The organism is Staphylococcus sp. GDX8P80P, assembly GCF_017893095.1.
In the GTDB taxonomy this organism is placed as follows: domain Bacteria; phylum Bacillota; class Bacilli; order Staphylococcales; family Staphylococcaceae; genus Staphylococcus; species Staphylococcus borealis.
The window spans coordinates 1-16,202 of the sequence record NZ_JAESMI010000013.1; the positions used below are offsets into that span (position 1 = coordinate 1).

General features: G+C 31.3%; 17 protein-coding genes, 1 pseudogene, 1 CRISPR repeat array and 1 riboswitch. Of the genes and pseudogenes, 15 read left to right on the plus strand and 3 right to left on the minus strand.

Annotated features, from left to right (window positions below; translation table 11 throughout):
• Nucleotides 1-162: 162 nt before the first annotated feature.
• On the minus strand, nucleotides 163-585 hold the full coding sequence (locus KA858_RS01645) for an organic hydroperoxide resistance protein (RefSeq protein WP_053029860.1): 423 nt from the start codon (nucleotides 583-585) through the stop codon (nucleotides 163-165).
• A gap of 163 nt (nucleotides 586-748) precedes the next feature.
• Here KA858_RS01645 and aroD point away from each other — a divergent pair, with 163 nt between their 5' ends.
• Entirely contained in the window at nucleotides 749-1,474 is a 726-nt protein-coding gene (aroD, locus tag KA858_RS01650) for a type I 3-dehydroquinate dehydratase (protein ID WP_210134847.1), read from the plus strand.
• A gap of 70 nt (nucleotides 1,475-1,544) precedes the next feature.
• Nucleotides 1,545-2,084, plus strand: coding sequence for a nitroreductase family protein (locus KA858_RS01655; protein WP_210134848.1), 540 nt, complete (start codon nucleotides 1,545-1,547; stop codon nucleotides 2,082-2,084).
• A 444-nt stretch (nucleotides 2,085-2,528) separates the two neighbouring features.
• Here KA858_RS01655 and KA858_RS01660 read toward each other — a convergent pair whose 3' ends face one another.
• Complete coding sequence (locus KA858_RS01660) at nucleotides 2,529-2,852, minus strand: thioredoxin family protein (protein WP_210134849.1); 324 nt, start codon at nucleotides 2,850-2,852, stop codon at nucleotides 2,529-2,531.
• 141 nt (nucleotides 2,853-2,993) lie between these two features.
• On the opposite strand from KA858_RS01660, the gene KA858_RS01665 reads away from it, so the two are divergent.
• The 7 genes from KA858_RS01665 (at nucleotide 2,994) to KA858_RS01695 (ending at nucleotide 7,507) form a co-directional block, all read left to right on the plus strand.
• Nucleotides 2,994-3,347: an arsenate reductase family protein gene (locus tag KA858_RS01665; protein WP_053029856.1), complete on the plus strand. Its 354-nt coding sequence runs from the start codon at nucleotides 2,994-2,996 to the stop codon at nucleotides 3,345-3,347.
• 114 nt (nucleotides 3,348-3,461) lie between these two features.
• Complete coding sequence (gene gcvH / locus KA858_RS01670) at nucleotides 3,462-3,842, plus strand: glycine cleavage system protein GcvH (RefSeq protein WP_053029855.1); 381 nt, start codon at nucleotides 3,462-3,464, stop codon at nucleotides 3,840-3,842.
• 190 nt (nucleotides 3,843-4,032) lie between these two features.
• Nucleotides 4,033-4,419 carry a toprim domain-containing protein gene (locus KA858_RS01675; protein WP_053029854.1) on the plus strand — a complete coding sequence of 129 codons (387 nt, stop codon included), beginning with the start codon at nucleotides 4,033-4,035 and terminating at the stop codon, nucleotides 4,417-4,419.
• A complete protein-coding gene (locus KA858_RS01680; RefSeq protein WP_210134850.1) occupies nucleotides 4,412-4,708 on the plus strand; it encodes a thioredoxin family protein in 297 nt (98 codons plus the stop codon). The genes KA858_RS01675 and KA858_RS01680 overlap by 8 nt, the downstream gene beginning before the upstream one ends.
• A 57-nt stretch (nucleotides 4,709-4,765) precedes the next feature.
• A riboswitch (SAM riboswitch) is annotated at nucleotides 4,766-4,871 on the plus strand.
• Between the two features lie 86 nt (nucleotides 4,872-4,957).
• Complete coding sequence (locus tag KA858_RS01685; protein WP_053029849.1) at nucleotides 4,958-5,983, plus strand: methionine ABC transporter ATP-binding protein; 1,026 nt, start codon at nucleotides 4,958-4,960, stop codon at nucleotides 5,981-5,983.
• Nucleotides 5,976-6,671 (plus strand): methionine ABC transporter permease, encoded by a 696-nt coding sequence (locus KA858_RS01690; RefSeq protein ID WP_107630010.1) that lies wholly within the window; start codon nucleotides 5,976-5,978, stop codon nucleotides 6,669-6,671. The genes KA858_RS01685 and KA858_RS01690 overlap by 8 nt, the downstream gene beginning before the upstream one ends.
• Nucleotides 6,672-6,691: 20 nt before the next feature.
• A complete protein-coding gene (locus KA858_RS01695) occupies nucleotides 6,692-7,507 on the plus strand; it encodes a MetQ/NlpA family ABC transporter substrate-binding protein (protein WP_053029847.1) in 816 nt (271 codons plus the stop codon).
• 216 nt (nucleotides 7,508-7,723) lie between these two features.
• Here KA858_RS01695 and KA858_RS01700 read toward each other — a convergent pair whose 3' ends face one another.
• Nucleotides 7,724-7,888, minus strand: coding sequence for a hypothetical protein (locus KA858_RS01700; protein WP_016931019.1), 165 nt, complete (start codon nucleotides 7,886-7,888; stop codon nucleotides 7,724-7,726).
• Between the two features lie 158 nt (nucleotides 7,889-8,046).
• Between KA858_RS01700 and KA858_RS01705 the strand changes: the two genes are divergently transcribed.
• The 6 genes and pseudogenes from KA858_RS01705 to KA858_RS01730 form a co-directional block, all read left to right on the plus strand.
• Nucleotides 8,047-8,241 carry a CsbD family protein gene (locus KA858_RS01705; protein ID WP_053029845.1) on the plus strand — a complete coding sequence of 65 codons (195 nt, stop codon included), beginning with the start codon at nucleotides 8,047-8,049 and terminating at the stop codon, nucleotides 8,239-8,241.
• A 286-nt stretch (nucleotides 8,242-8,527) separates the two neighbouring features.
• The gene (cas9, locus tag KA858_RS13025) at nucleotides 8,528-11,695 is read left to right on the plus strand and encodes a type II CRISPR RNA-guided endonuclease Cas9 (protein ID WP_210134851.1); all 3,168 of its coding nucleotides are present in this window, start codon (nucleotides 8,528-8,530) and stop codon (nucleotides 11,693-11,695) included.
• A gap of 3 nt (nucleotides 11,696-11,698) precedes the next feature.
• Nucleotides 11,699-12,601 carry a type II CRISPR-associated endonuclease Cas1 gene (gene cas1 / locus KA858_RS01715; protein ID WP_210134852.1) on the plus strand — a complete coding sequence of 301 codons (903 nt, stop codon included), beginning with the start codon at nucleotides 11,699-11,701 and terminating at the stop codon, nucleotides 12,599-12,601.
• Nucleotides 12,602-12,605: 4 nt separating this feature from the next.
• Nucleotides 12,606-12,914, plus strand: coding sequence for a CRISPR-associated endonuclease Cas2 (gene cas2, locus KA858_RS01720; protein WP_193839594.1), 309 nt, complete (start codon nucleotides 12,606-12,608; stop codon nucleotides 12,912-12,914).
• A gap of 11 nt (nucleotides 12,915-12,925) precedes the next feature.
• Nucleotides 12,926-13,930: a hypothetical protein gene (locus tag KA858_RS01725; protein WP_210134853.1), complete on the plus strand. Its 1,005-nt coding sequence runs from the start codon at nucleotides 12,926-12,928 to the stop codon at nucleotides 13,928-13,930.
• A 119-nt stretch (nucleotides 13,931-14,049) separates the two neighbouring features.
• A CRISPR array of direct repeats spans nucleotides 14,050-15,535; the repeat unit is 36 nt; unit sequence GTTTTAGTACTCTGTAATTTTAGGTATAAGTGAAAC.
• Between the two features lie 536 nt (nucleotides 15,536-16,071).
• A pseudogene (locus KA858_RS01730) lies at nucleotides 16,072-16,202 on the plus strand (ISL3 family transposase); the annotation flags it as partial.

The following is a 16,202-nucleotide window of genomic DNA, read 5'->3' on the forward strand; positions in this document are numbered from 1 at the left end:
TTCGTGATTTTTTGTGTTGGGGCCCCGCCCACCTCCGCAAGGATGACTATAACTGAGAAAAGCTTGATTTAAGCGCCTTCTCAGTTCAGTCAGCTACTGCGAATTTGCTAATTAGCATGATTATATTATTTATGTCCCAGACTGTATTTATTTAAAATGCAATTATTCTACAACTTCCACATTTAAGTCAACGTCGATATTACCGCGTGTTGCTTTAGAATATGGACAGAATTCATGTGCATCTTGTAAATATTTTTCAGCGTCTTCTTGAGACAATACATTTTTTACTTTAGCATCGATTGCTACACTTAGTTTTGGACTTTCTGCATCAGGATCATCTTCAAGGCGTACAGTTAAAGTTACTTCTGGCTCAGCGCCACGCACTTTATTTTGTTTTAAGATAAGGTCAAATGCACCATTAAAGCATGAAGCGTAACCAGCTGCAAATAATTGTTCAGGGTTAGTTGCTTTTCCGTCCGCTTGTTGTGGTGGTAATACATCTACATTTATTGCATTATCGTCAGTGTTTACATGTCCTTTACGTCCACCAACGTTTGTTGCTTTTGTTTCATATTGAACTGCCATTATTATTACCTCCTAAATTCGTATACAATCATTATCTACCCATTTATAAAATATTAAATCATTAAATAGTAAATTAATCGATAAAGTAAGTAACTTGAGGTTGGAGATAGACTGACAATAGTTTAAAATAAATGCAAGTTTAATTTAGGAAGAAGGAAACTTTATGACTAACGTTGAAGTGGCTGCAACAGTAGCTCCGAATCAATTATTGGATACAGCAACACTAGATGATATTCAGGCCTTTAGTGAAGATATGGATATACTAGAATTACGAATTGATCAATGGAAACAACAACATCTTGAGTTACTTGAATCCAATCTCAAGCGTCTACAAGATATGAATTTGAGCGTTAAAGTTCTAGTAACATATCGTACGCAGTCACAAGGTGGCCAAGGTGAAATGTCGTATGAAAGCTACATGGCTTTATTGAACAACATTATCAAAGATCATCATTGCCATATGATTGATATTGAATGGGATAGTGATTTTGATGTAAGTGCATACCGAGAATTAGTCAACTTAGCACATCAAAACAATAAACAAGTTGTCATTTCATATCACAATTTTGAAGAAACGCCTGAAACAGATATATTAAAATTTACTTATTATAAAATGAATCAATTAAATCCTGATTATGTCAAAATCGCTGTGATGCCACATGGCAAAGAAGATGTGGTTACGTTACTTGAAGCAATGGCAGCAAGTGCAGATACATTAGATGCGAAAGTGATTGGTATTTCAATGTCTAGTACTGGTTTAGTGAGTAGAACTGCGCAAGGTGTATTTGGCGGTACAGTATCATATGGATGTTTAGGTGAACCTCAAGCGCCAGGACAAATACATATCAATCGTTTAAAACAGCAATTACTATTTTATGAGAATCATTAATAGTCATTTGAAATTAAGTGGCAAAGGCTTTATAATTGAGAAGAATTATCAATAATAAGGGGCGATAATTGTGGAACTACAAGAAGCAATTGCTTCAAGAAGAAGTATTAAGAAATTTAAACATGATATGACTATTGATGACAATAAGCTTTATCAAGCGATTGAGAAAGCAGCAGATGCTCCAAACCATGGAATGCGAGAACCATGGAGAATTATCCATATAGCTAAGGATAGATTAGGTGAGATGAGTAGAGATGTTACGCATTTTGCTTTTCCAAATGACCCTGATAAACAAGAAGACCATTACCAGAATGTGACTAATTTGGGTGGCATGTTAGTACTCGTGCTTAAAACAGATCCAAGACAACGACAAAATCGCGAAAACTTCTTTGCGATGGGTGCGTATGCTCAAAATTTAATGCTACTATTGCATGAACAAGGTATTGGTACATGTTGGAAGACACCACCTTATATTTTTGAACCTAAAGTTCGAAAAGTATTTGGTGTACAAGGAGACGAAGTTATTGCAGGTTTCCTATATTTAACAGATTTAGCAGAAGTGCCACCAAAAGCACCACGTAAAAATAAACATTTAATTTCTAAGTATTAGAATGAACGGGGAGAGTAGGACAGAAATAAAATACATTCGTCGTCCCTCTTCAGTAAAGAGAATTTCTTGATAAAATTCTCTTTACTTAGGCCCGGCGACAAGCATGACTAGGTTTGAAAGAAATTGATTTAAGCGCATTTTCAAACCAGTGAGTTATTGCTAAAACGATAAGTAGGGAGTGGGACAGAATTCTTTTAAATTCGTCGTCCCACCCCCGCAAGGATGACTAGAACTAAGAAAAGCTTGATTTAAGCGCATTTTCAAACCAGTGAGTTATTGCTAAAACGATAAGTAGGCTGAGACATTTTATATTGTCCCAGCCTACTTATTTGAGTTAGAAACTGACCAAATTGACAAGGTCTGAAAGACAATCTTATCTCAAGTTCAGTCAACTACGACGTAATATAACGACTAAATGTTTAAATTATTTTTCGTTGCTACGTCCTATTTATTAAACGTTTCATCTAAAAATGATTCTACTTGTTCAGGTGATTTAGCATTTGCAGAATGTAAATGTGCGCGTTTATTACCATTTTCAAATACTAATAAACTAGGAATACCCATTACATCATTTTCTGCAGCTACATCTTCAAGTTCATCACGATCTACAGTGTACCAATCGTAATCGTTATACTTTTCAACGATTGGATCAATCCACATATCCATTGCTTTACAATCAGGACACCAACCGGCTTCAAATTTAACGATAACGGGTTTATCACTTTCGATTGTTGATTTAAACGCATCAGTTGTAGTAATACTTTGCATAATAAACGCTCCTTTTAATTAATACTAAAAGTATTATAACGAATAATTTACTTTAAATGAAAAATTAAGCTTAAAATATAGAGCGTTTACATAGATTATCTGATATATTTAAAATAAGACGAAATAGGAGGTTACATCTGAATGATTAAATTTTATCAATATTCAAATTGCACAACTTGTAAAAAAGCAGCAAAATTTTTAGATGCGCATGGCGTAAGTTATGAACCGATTGACATTGTACAACACACACCAACTAAAAAAGAGTTTGAAGACATTATCGATAAAACAGGTGTAGAAGTTAATAAACTATTTAATACGCATGGTGCAAAATATAGAGAATTAGGTTTAAAAGATAAATTAAAAGATTTATCTACTGATGAAAAATTAAATCTATTAGCTTCAGATGGCATGTTAGTTAAACGACCACTAGCTATTTCTGGAGAAAACATCACATTAGGATTTAAAGAAGATCAATACAAAGAAATTTGGTTATAGTTTAAAATTACAAATTTTATTTATATAAATTATTGTAACTTTTACTTTAATAGTTGAATGAAACCTTACTGTATGGCATCATTAAATTGTAATTAATTTTAGGAGGGGATTCTCGTGGCAGTACCGAGCGAATTAAAATATTCAAAAGAACATGAATGGGTAAAAGTTGAAGGCAACACAGTAACAATTGGTATCACTGAATACGCACAAGGCGAATTAGGTGACATCGTATTTGTTGAATTACCAGAAGTAGATGATGAAATCAACGAAGGGGATACTTTTGGTAGCGTAGAATCAGTTAAAACTGTTTCTGAATTATATGCGCCAGTATCTGGTAAAGTTGTAGAATCAAATGAAGAATTAGAAGATAGTCCTGAGTTTGTTAACGAATCACCATATGAGAAAGCATGGATGGTTAAAGTTGAACTTAGCGATGAAAGTCAATTAGATGAATTATTATCAGCTGATCAATACAAAGAAATGATTGGTGAATAATTAATTTAAACTCCTTGATTGCGATCATGGAGTTTTTATTTTGTCTTTTTATCTATAAAGTAATCATCTCAGTTTGGTATGGCGTCTTTAATTGCGTACATTGTTAAGTAATTGTAAATGATGTTTAAGGTATTCGCGTTCTGTGAAGAAGTAACTGATTGTTTATTATCGACTTAGAAGGTGGATTAACATGGCAATTTTAAATAAAGTTATTATTGTTGAAGGTAAATCTGATAAGAAGAGAGTACAACAAGTCATCGCTGAACCTATCAATATTATTTGTACGCATGGTACAATGAGTATTGATAAATTAGATGACATGATTGAAACATTATATGACAAGCAAGTCTTTGTGCTAGCAGATTCAGATGACGAAGGTGAAAAGATAAGAAAGTGGTTTAAACGTCATCTTAGTGAATGTGAACATATTTATGTTGATAAAACATATTGTGAAGTTGCTAGATGTCCCAAGAACTATCTTGCGCATGTATTGAGTAAACATGGCTTTACAGTACGTAAAGAAAAACGTCTAATTCCCAATTTAACGACTGAAAGGTTAGTAATCATGCATGAGTAAATCTGTAGAAATTGAAGATATTAGTGAGAATTTTAATAAAGATAAACACCTCATTTTCGGATACACACCGATGTGTGGTACTTGTAAAATGTCTGAGCGAATGCTCGATATTGCGAATGAAATACTACATTTATCCGTTAAAAAAATCGATTTGAATTACCATCCTAAATATAGTGAACGTAACAAAATTATGTCAGTACCTGTTCTAATTGTTATGAATAAGGACATAGAGATAGATAGAATTTATGCATTTCAATCTGTACCTTATTTGTTAGAAAAATTAAAATAATTGTTGACGAAATTATAGTGCAATGGTAGGATATAAATTAATTAAATAGTGCGAAAACTCTTATCAAGAGAGGTGGAGGGATGTGCCCTATGAAGCCCGGCAACCGTCTAATATTAGAAATGGTGCCAATTCACATAAAGTTAATTACTTTAGAAGATGAGAGAAAGATGAATCAATGCTTTCTCAACTTAATCTAAAGTGAGAAAGCATTTTTTTAATTACATAATGAATTTTAAGGAGGCACTAAACGTGATTAAGTTAAATCAAGTTGTTAAACGCTATCACACAAAAGATAAGGATGTACTAGCAGTTGATCACGTTAACTTAAATATAGAAACGGGCTCTATTTTTGGAGTTATCGGATTCTCTGGTGCTGGTAAAAGTACGTTAATTAGAATGTTCAATAATCTAGAAGCGCCTACATCTGGCGATATTATTATAGATGGCGATAATATTAACAAACTTTCAAAAGCAGAATTAAGAAAAAAACGTCAAAAAGTAAGTATGGTATTCCAACACTTTAACTTATTATGGTCAAGAACGGTACTTCGCAATATTATGTTCCCGTTAGAAATTGCAGGATACTCTAAAGGTAAAGCAATTGAAAGAGCACGAGAATTAATTGATCTTGTTGGTTTGAAGGGACGAGAAAATGCTTATCCTTCTGAATTGTCAGGTGGTCAGAAACAAAGAGTCGGCATCGCACGAGCTCTGGCAAACGAACCAGATGTTCTATTATGTGACGAAGCTACTAGTGCATTAGACCCACAAACAACAGATGAAATATTAGACTTACTGTTAAAGATTAAAGCACGCGAAAATCTTACAATTGTGATAATTACACATGAAATGCACGTTATTAGACGTGTTTGTGATGAAGTAGCAGTCATGGAAAGCGGACGAGTGATAGAGCAAGGTAAAGTAACGCAAGTATTTGAAAATCCACAACACGAAGTGACCAAACGCTTCGTGAAAGATGATTTAGATGATGATTTTGAAGAATCTATCCAACATCTTGAACCGTTAGATTCAGATGCTTATATCGTTAGACTTAATTTCAATGGTGATAATACGACAGAACCCGTTGTTTCGTACATAAGTAAAACACATAACATTGATATCAATATTCTTGAGGCAAATATCAAAAACACACGTGGCGGTGCAGTAGGTTTCTTAGTGGTTCACATACCACATATTGCTGAAACAGAATTTGAGACATTTAAAGAAGATTTACATCAGCAACATGTAAATGTGGAGGTGGTTAAGCATGGATAAATCATACAGTGATATTTTTAAAGAGATGATTACAATGCCTAACGTCCAGTGGCCAGAAGTATGGCAAGCCATTTATGAAACGCTTTATATGACTATTGTTTCGACGATTTTCGCATTTATTTTTGGTTTGATTTTAGGTGTACTTTTATTCCTATCAGCCAAGAGTAATTCGAAAGGTGCTAGAGTCTTTTATAGTATCGTTTCATTTATAGTTAACCTGTTCCGAGCAATTCCATTTATCATCTTAATCTTGTTATTAATTCCATTTACAAGTGTCTTACTCGGAACAATAAGTGGTCCAACGGGTGCTTTACCAGCATTAGTCATCGGCGCAGCGCCATTCTATGCAAGATTAGTTGAAATTGCTTTTAAAGAGATAGATAAAGGTGTTATAGAAGCGGCTTGGTCAATGGGAGCAAGTACTTGGACGGTTGTTCGTAAAGTATTATTACCAGAAGCAATGCCAGCACTCGTTTCAGGTATTACCGTAACAGCGATCGCATTAGTTGGATCTACTGCAATTGCAGGTGTTATTGGTGCAGGTGGTTTAGGTAACTTAGCTTACTTAACAGGATTCACGCGTAACCAAAATGATGTCATTTTAGTTTCAACTGTATTTATTTTAATTATCGTATTTATAATCCAATTTATTGGGGATTGGATTACAAATAAAATTGACAAACGCTAAAAGAAAAGAGGAATGATTCAATGAAAAAACTTTTAAGCTTAATTTTAGTACTAACATTAACTGTCGTTTTAGCAGCTTGTGGCAATGGTAGTGGGGACAAAGATAAGAAAATCGTTGTAGGTGCTTCTCCAGCACCACACGCTGAAATTCTAGAAAAAGCGAAACCTTTACTTAAAGAGAAAGGCTATGATCTAGAAATCAAAACGATTAACGATTATACGACACCAAACAAATTGTTAGATAAAGGTGAACTAGACGCGAACTATTTCCAACACGTACCTTACTTAAAAACTGAAAGTAAAGAAAAAGGATACAAAATTGAAGATGCAGGTAAAGTTCACTTAGAACCAATGGCTGTTTACTCTAAAAAATATAAAAGTTTAAAAGACCTTCCTAAAGGTGCAACGGTATATGTTTCAAACAACCCAGCAGAGCAAGGTCGTTTCTTAAAATTCTTTGTTGATGAAGGATTAATTAAAATCAAAAAAGGTGTAAAAATCGAAGATGCTAAATTCGAAGATATCACTGAAAACAAAAAAGACATTAAATTTAACAGTAAACAATCAGCAGAATATCTTCCAAAAATCTATCAAAACGAAGATGTAGATGCTGCAATCATCAACTCTAACTATGCAATTGATCAAGGATTAAGTCCACAAAAAGATTCAATTGCTGTTGAAAAAGCAAACAACAACCCATACGCAAACTTAATTGCAGTTCAAAAAGGACATAAAGATGATGAAAAAATCAAAGCTTTAATGGAAGTATTACAATCTAAAGAGATTCAAGACTTCATTAAAGATAAATACAAAGGTGCAGTTGTACCAGCGAAGTAAGCATAGAGGCTGGGACATCAATAATATAATGAAGCTATTTTGCAAATTCATAGTAGCTGACTGAACTGGAAAAGCGCTTAAATTAAACTTTTTCAGTTCTAGTCAACCTTGAGGGCGCCGAGCCCTAGCCAAGAGAATTTCATTAAGAAATGCTACAAGTAAAGCAAGCTAGGAGTGGACGACGAATTTTAAAAGAATTCTGTCCACTCCTTTAATTTAGAAAGATTTTCTATCTTTATACAGTATGCCGACACCTTGCCCGCCAGATCCCATTGTATAGTCAAATTTTATAACTTCGATGTATGGATTTTCTTCTAAGAAACGATTTACCTTTTTAGTGAGGCCACTTTCAGTCATTGCGGTAAAATTAATGAATTTCATTATAACTACTCCTTAAATTGATTTATTTCATTATCATTATAGTTGAACTCATATGTAAAATGAAAAAATTAAATTTTTACGAATAGGATGTTTAAACATGTTCTAGCGTGGTATCTATTACTATACAAGATATACAGACTATCAAGGAGGAATCTCAAATGGCTGAAGATAAATTTGAACAAGCAAAAGGTAATTTAAAAGAAACTGTTGGTAATGCTACTGACAATAAAGATTTAGAAAAAGAAGGTCAAAGCGACAAAGCTTCTGGTAAAGCTAAAGAAGTTGTTGAAAATGTTAAAGAAAAAGCAAACGATGTTATCGATAAAGTAAAAGGTAACAACGATAATAAATAATTTGTTTATAAGACGAAGCGCAAGTGCTAAGCACTTGCGCTTTTTTTCATATCCAAGCAACTATTGTTGCGACGCATGCCTAAGGGAAAGTTTATAGAATCTTTGTGATTCAATACATCGCTTGTCTTTGTCATTAGTATAGGGAACTTTATGAATAGGGACACTATTATTTTGTAATAAAACTTTAAGAAAATAGAAAAATATTTAAAAATCTAGTTAAAAAGTATTACAACGCATTTTGTTTTAAATTATAATCAAATTATAAAATAGGGGTGGGTGATTTAAAGTGAAAACAGATTATATTTTAGGATTAGACATAGGTATAACTTCAGTTGGATATGGCATTATAAATTACAATGACAAATCAATTATTGATGCCGGAGTGAGGTTATTCCCTGAAGCTAATGTAGAAAATAATGAAGGACGTAGAAGTAAAAGAGGCGCTAGAAGGTTAAAAAGACGAAGAATCCATAGATTAGAGCGTGTTAAACAATTATTAAAAGATTATAAGCTACTCGATTCTATTGATGTCATGCCTCAATCAACAAACCCTTATGAAATAAGAGTAAGAGGGTTACGAGAAAAATTAACGAGAGATGAATTAGCAATCGCATTATTACATTTAGCTAAAAGACGCGGTATACATAATATAGATGTTATAGATCAAGAAGAGGATGCATCAAACGAACTTTCCACTAAAGAGCAGCTATCAAAAAATAATCATTTATTGAAAGATAAATTCATATGTGAACTTTTACTTGAAAGATACAATGAAGGTAAAGTTAGAGGCGAGAAAAATAGATTCAAGACTGCAGATATTGTTAAAGAAATAAGACAAATTTTAGAAACACAAAAAGAAACGCATCATTTGGATAATAGTTTTATTGATAAGTATATTGAACTAGTGGAGACAAGAAGAGAATATTATGAAGGTCCAGGTGAAGGTAGTCCTTACGGATGGGGTGCTGATTTAAAGAAATGGTATGAACATTTGATGGGCCGTTGTACATACTTTCCTGAAGAATTAAGAAGCGTTAAGTATGCATACTCTGCTGATTTATTTAATGCATTAAATGATTTAAATAACTTAGTAATTCAAAGAGATGGGCTAAATAAGTTAGAATATCATGAAAAATACCACATCATTGAAAATGTTTTTAAACAAAAGAAAAAACCTACTTTAAAACAAATTGCTAATGAAATAGGTGTAAAACCAGAAGATATAAAAGGTTATAGAATAACTAAGTCCGGCAAAGAAAACTTTACTGAATTTAGACTGTATCACGATTTAAAAAAATCTCTAAAAGACCAAAGTATATTGGAAAATATTCAGTTATTAGATCAAATTGCTGAAATTATAACTATCTACCAAGATAAAGAGAGCATTAAAAAAGAATTAGAGCAATTAGCTGAACCAATTAATGAAATAGATAAGGAAAGTATTTCTAACTTAGCTGGTTATAACGGTACACACCGACTTTCTTTAAAATGTATAAACTTGGTATTAGAGGAATTATGGCATACTTCTAGAAATCAAATGGAAATCTTTGCATATTTAAATATTAAACCTCGAAAAATTGACTTAAAGAAAGCAAATAAAATACCTAAAGATATGATTGATGAGTTTATACTATCTCCAGTAGTTAAAAGAACGTTTGGTCAAGCAATCAATGTTATCAATAAAGTGATAGAAAAATATGGTGCTCCTAAAGATATTATAATTGAGTTGGCTAGAGAGAATAATACTAAAGATAAACAAAAATTTATTAATGAATTACAAAAGAAAAATGAAAAAACAAGACAGAGAATAAACGAGATTATCGGAAAAACAGGTAATCAAAATGCGAAGCGATTAGTTGAAAAGATTAGACTTCATGATGAACAAGAGGGCAAATGTCTGTATTCTCTTGAGAGTATACCGTTGGAAGACCTATTAAATAATCCTAATCATTATGAAGTTGACCATATTATTCCTAGATCTGTATCATTTGATAATTCATATCAAAATAAAGTTCTCGTTAAGCAAACAGAAAATAGTAAAAAAGGTAACCGTACACCATACCAATACTTAAATTCAGGAGAAGCGAAACTATCCTATAATCAGTTTAAACAGCACGTGTTAAATCTTAGTAAATCAAAAGATAGAATTTCGAAGAAGAAAAAAGACTACTTACTAGAAGAACGAGATATAAATAAATTTGAGGTGCAAAAAGAATTTATTAATAGAAACCTAGTTGATACACGATACGCTACAAGAGAATTAACCAATTATTTAAAAGCATATTTCAGCGCTAATGATATGGATGTTAAAGTTAAAACAATCAATGGTAGCTTTACAAATCATTTAAGAAAAGTATGGGAATTCAAGAAAGAACGTAACCATGGTTATAAGCATCATGCTGAAGATGCGCTAATTATCGCTAACGCTGATTTCTTATTTAAAGAAAATAAAAAGTTAAAAGCAGCAAATAAGGTTTTAGAACAACCAGAACATAAAGAGATAGAAACTAAAATTGAAGTTGATAGTGATGAAGAATACCAAGGTTTATTTGTCATTCCACAGCAAGTAAAAGAAATTAAAGAATTTAGAGATTTTAAATATTCCCATAGAGTGGATAAGAAACCAAATAGACAATTGATCAATGACACGCTTTATTCAACAAGAGTAAAAGATGATGACTTATATATTATCTCGCCAATTAAGAATATTTATAGTAAAGATAATACAGATTTAAAAAAACATTTTAATAAGAATCCTGAAAAATTCTTAATGTACCAAAATGATCCAAAAACGTTTGAAAAACTAGAAGTGATTATGAAGCAATACGCTAATGAGAAAAATCCATTGGCTAAATATCACGAAGAAACAGGAGACTATTTAACTAAATACAGCAAGAAAAATAATGGACCAATTGTTAAATCGATTAAGATGTTTGGTAAAAAGGTTGGAAATCATTTAGATGTTACAAATCAATACAGCAATTCGAGAAACAAACTTGTGAAATTATCATTTAAGTCGTATCGTTTTGATGTGTATCTGACTGATAAAGGTTATAAATTCGTTAGCATTACATATTTGGATGTACTTAAAAAAGATAATTATTATTATATTCCTGAAGCCAAATACGAGAAATTAAAGTTAAATAAAGGTATCGATGTTAAAGCTAAATTTATTGGAAGTTTTTATTATAATGATTTGATTGAACTAGATGGTAAGGTATATACAATTATTGGGGTCAATAATGATAAGAAAAATGCTATAGAGCTCAATTTACCTGACATTAAATATACGGAATTCTGTGAAATGAATAATATTAAATCAACACCAAGAATTTTTAAAACAATTGGAAGAAAAGTTGAAAGTATTAGAAAATTATCTACTGACGTTCTAGGAAATAGATATTATCAATCTTGCGCCGAAAAGCCACAATTAATATTTAAAAAAGGAATCTAAGCTATGAGTTGGAGAATTGTGTATATAACAGAAGTTAATCACATGTCACTTAATTTAAATAGCTTGAAAATCAAAAAAGGCGATCTAGAAACTAAGATTCCTTTAGCTGATATTTTTGCATTAGTTATTGAAGATTTAACTGTTACATTAACATCCAGATTATTAGTAGAACTCTCGGATTATAATATTTTAGTTATCTTTTGCAATCAAAAGCATTTGCCAGAATGCACTTTACAACCGATATCAGGTCATTTTAATCAATATACGCAAATGAAAGCGCAATTAAAATGGGATGTAGCTCGTAAAAGTGAATTGTGGCAATCAATTGTAAAGAAAAAAATTCAAAATCAAATTGAATGTATGAAGTATATGCACATTGATACTGTGCGAATTCAAAAAATGACAGAGTTGAAGCAGTCAGTATTGATATATGATCGGAATAATATTGAGGGTCAAGCTGCAAAATACTATTTTAATAGTTTCTTTAAAGATTTTACAAGAGATAATGATGCGCTTATAGAGAATGCGGTTTTAAATTATGGGTACACTATTTTGAATGCTGCAATAGCTAGAACGATAGTCGCAAAAGGCTTAATACCAGCAATTGGCATCCACCATATTGGAGGGAGAAATCATTTTAACTTAGCATCAGATTTAATTGAACCATTTAGGGCGCTAGTTGATTTGTTCTTATTGAAACATCCTCCTGAAGACTATTTAACGAAAGCGTATAGATTAAAAATAATTAATCTATTACATGCACGTGTTGAAATTGATGGAAAAATGCAAACGGTTATTCGAGCTATTGATATCATGGTGCAATCTATAATTGAGTATTTTAAAGACGGTGATATTAAATCATTAAAGTTTCCTAGTTTGAGTAAATATTCATTTTATGAGTTATAGATTTATGAGAGTACTATTAATGTTTGATCTACCAGTTGAAACTAAGAAACAAAGAAGAATTTATAGTAAATTTAGAAAGCAACTCATTGAGGATGGATTTTTAATGATGCAATACTCAATTTATATCAAGAGTGTCATAAATAAAGATGCGGCAAACCAAACTATAAAAAAAGTAAATACTTTTCTGCCTCAAGAAGGTCATGTCAGGGCACTCATGATAACTGAAAAGCAATATCAACATATGCAAATACTTTTAGGAGAAGAAAATCATAATATAGAACTATTAGGTGATAATAGAACTATTATTTTTTGATAAGAGAAAATATGGAACATATCATATGGCAAATAAAATCTGAAGCAGTACCTACAGTGAATCTGAATATTGGCCAATACACTGCTATTTATAATGAATTTGAAACCATTGAAGAGGACATACTTGAACTTATTGATCAATATTTTAAAAAAAGAAACTCAAATAAGAATGAAGTTTCTATTATAGAATGTACTAATCATGAACTAATTTCTAATCTTGAGTATGAGAGTTTTATTATTGATAATAACAAAATAGAACTTGAGCATTCATTAGGCGCCACATCTATTTTGAATAAGAAACTTCAAAGAGATTTTGCTAATCACATTGAAAGTTCAGGATATTTAAATTCTATTAATCAACTTCTAAATGATTTACTAGAGATGATTAATTACAATGAATTACCTTTACAAATAAAGACTTTAGATATTAAATATTTCATTAAGTTATTAAGCTTTAAATATGAAATGAAGAAGGATTATACAAAATTAGTAAACAGAATAGAGCAAGTGCTACCTTTAATTGTTGATGAATTAAACAAGCTACACAATAATCATTTATTATTGATTTACTTATATCCTGAAGCAAATTTAAGTCCTAAAGAACAAATTAAATTGAAAGAATTGTTGTTAACGCTCGATGCAAACATAATTGTATTAACAGGATCATTACATTTTCTATCCGAAGAATGGAAATACAATAACTATATAAGAGATGGTAAGCAAAAAAACACATCTGAATTTCTGGAAGAATTAGAGTGGAATGCACCACTTAATTTTGATAAGAGGGATCTAGAAGAAAGTTTGAACCGATTCATTTTAACTTATCAAGATAAATTAGAATTAAATCCCATAATATCTAATTATCAAATAGCACAAATTATGTTATTTAGTGCTATTGACATATATGTTGGAGTTTCATATATGCAACATTGTAATCACAAATTTGAATTGAAAATTAAAAATGAATTACTGCCTAAAAGCATCAATAAATATTTAAATCAACAATCGTTGAATTAATTACTTTGCTATAATTAACATAATAATCTATTATTATCTTAGTGAATGAGTTTAGCTAACTTGTTCACTGAGATACCTTTTTATAAACTAATTCTTTTAGCGATTTTATATTGCTAGAGGTTTTAGTACTCTGTAATTTTAGGTATAAGTGAAACGTGGTAACGTCTTAGAGTTCAAGCCAACTGGTTTTAGTACTCTGTAATTTTAGGTATAAGTGAAACCAAAAGGCGTTAATGCAATGGCCATGTTTGGTTTTAGTACTCTGTAATTTTAGGTATAAGTGAAACGAGCTTTCATTTTGGAATGGTGGGGATTGGGTTTTAGTACTCTGTAATTTTAGGTATAAGTGAAACATACGACCATTACCAAACTTAATCACTTTCAGTTTTAGTACTCTGTAATTTTAGGTATAAGTGAAACAAGCACTTCCACGATTTATGGCGAGCAACGGTTTTAGTACTCTGTAATTTTAGGTATAAGTGAAACATATGAACTTGCTAATTTTTTTGAAGTTAGTTTTAGTACTCTGTAATTTTAGGTATAAGTGAAACTTTTGCGTAAAATGGACGAATAAACCACATGTTTTAGTACTCTGTAATTTTAGGTATAAGTGAAACAAGCAGAAAACAAGCCTGTATCTTTTAGCAGTTTTAGTACTCTGTAATTTTAGGTATAAGTGAAACGTGAAGTTGGTAAAGACGGGCAATCTAAGAGTTTTAGTACTCTGTAATTTTAGGTATAAGTGAAACTAGTAGTATCAGTACAAGGTTTAACTGAGTGTTTTAGTACTCTGTAATTTTAGGTATAAGTGAAACTTAGTCTAATTCTAGCAAATAAGAATCTACGTTTTAGTACTCTGTAATTTTAGGTATAAGTGAAACCAGAACAAACGATTAATGAGCAAGAATTTAGTTTTAGTACTCTGTAATTTTAGGTATAAGTGAAACTAATCGTGTCGATGACAAAGTAGGTAAAGGTTTTAGTACTCTGTAATTTTAGGTATAAGTGAAACCATTGATTAACGCTGAAATGAGTATGAATGGTTTTAGTACTCTGTAATTTTAGGTATAAGTGAAACGATGCTGAAAGTAAAGATGTAGAAGTAACAGTTTTAGTACTCTGTAATTTTAGGTATAAGTGAAACAAGGCACGTATAGGTTCCTGTCGTATTCAGGTTTTAGTACTCTGTAATTTTAGGTATAAGTGAAACTGAGTATGACGTAGAATTCGCTAACTTATGTTTTAGTACTCTGTAATTTTAGGTATAAGTGAAACTTAAGGAAGATGAAGAGTCGTTGTTTGTTAGTTTTAGTACTCTGTAATTTTAGGTATAAGTGAAACAGACGGTTATCACTTTATCCACGACAAGTAGTTTTAGTACTCTGTAATTTTAGGTATAAGTGAAACAGGTAATTCAAGAACGTTTAGGTCACAAATGTTTTAGTACTCTGTAATTTTAGGTATAAGTGAAACAAAAGGGTTTGCAGGAACAACACAATTTTGGTTTTAGTACTCTGTAATTTTAGGTATAAGTGAAACGATTAACTCGTATCTTTCTCCACTTGTAATGTTTTAGTACTCTGTGATTTTAAGTATAAGTGAACGATACATTGATGCTACACCGCAAGATTGAAGTTTTAATACGCTAGTACTTTAGGCACAACTATTTTAAATAGCGATTATTAAGTGCTATTACTTGCAAATTATTTGATTAAAGTGATTATCTCAATAATTACGCCGATCCATTGTTACTTTCAAATAATCCATAATATTGAAATTAATTATTGGGGGGAAGAATGAAGAAATATTTAATATTAATTAAAATAGTAGTTGACTAACATGCTAAGGTAGAAATATAATAAACGTAAGGAACAAGTTTAGCTAACTTGTACTTATACCTAAAATTACAGAATCTACTAAAACAAGACTTTATGTCGTGTTTATCCCATTAATTTATTAATGGGATTTTTTCTTTATAATTAGACAAAGAGGCTAGGACATAAATTATATAGGTTCTATAATAAATTGGACTGATGACTAAAATCATCTGTCCAATTTTTATGTTTTGAATACAAAAATAGCGCAATTACCTCTATAATTATTAGTTACCACAACAAATAAAAAAGGAAGGTAATGCGCCTATGTGTAAGTCTATATTAAAAACATTAAGAATTAAAGATAAAAATATCAATTTTTCAGACAAAGTGATTGAGAAAAAATATAAAGGACGAATGAGCCTGTTTTATTATGCCGAGCTCACTTATCAACCTAC

Excerpts from the sequence above, each read along its gene's own strand:
- KA858_RS01665 (WP_053029856.1), top strand. The coding sequence starts at position 2,994 with ATGATTAAATTTTATCAATATTCAAATTGCACAACTTGTAAAAAAGCA.
- KA858_RS01660 (WP_210134849.1), bottom strand. The coding sequence starts at position 2,852 with ATGCAAAGTATTACTACAACTGATGCGTTTAAATCAACAATCGAAAGT.
- KA858_RS01705 (WP_053029845.1), top strand. The coding sequence starts at position 8,047 with ATGGCTGAAGATAAATTTGAACAAGCAAAAGGTAATTTAAAAGAAACT.
- KA858_RS01645 (WP_053029860.1), bottom strand. The coding sequence starts at position 585 with ATGGCAGTTCAATATGAAACAAAAGCAACAAACGTTGGTGGACGTAAA.
- cas1 (WP_210134852.1), top strand. The coding sequence starts at position 11,699 with ATGAGTTGGAGAATTGTGTATATAACAGAAGTTAATCACATGTCACTT.
- KA858_RS01680 (WP_210134850.1), top strand. The coding sequence starts at position 4,412 with ATGAGTAAATCTGTAGAAATTGAAGATATTAGTGAGAATTTTAATAAA.
- KA858_RS01725 (WP_210134853.1), top strand. The coding sequence starts at position 12,926 with ATGGAACATATCATATGGCAAATAAAATCTGAAGCAGTACCTACAGTG.
- KA858_RS01695 (WP_053029847.1), top strand. The coding sequence starts at position 6,692 with ATGAAAAAACTTTTAAGCTTAATTTTAGTACTAACATTAACTGTCGTT.
- aroD (WP_210134847.1), top strand. The coding sequence starts at position 749 with ATGACTAACGTTGAAGTGGCTGCAACAGTAGCTCCGAATCAATTATTG.
- KA858_RS01690 (WP_107630010.1), top strand. The coding sequence starts at position 5,976 with ATGGATAAATCATACAGTGATATTTTTAAAGAGATGATTACAATGCCT.
- cas2 (WP_193839594.1), top strand. The coding sequence starts at position 12,606 with ATGAGAGTACTATTAATGTTTGATCTACCAGTTGAAACTAAGAAACAA.
- KA858_RS01700 (WP_016931019.1), bottom strand. The coding sequence starts at position 7,888 with ATGAAATTCATTAATTTTACCGCAATGACTGAAAGTGGCCTCACTAAA.
- KA858_RS01675 (WP_053029854.1), top strand. The coding sequence starts at position 4,033 with ATGGCAATTTTAAATAAAGTTATTATTGTTGAAGGTAAATCTGATAAG.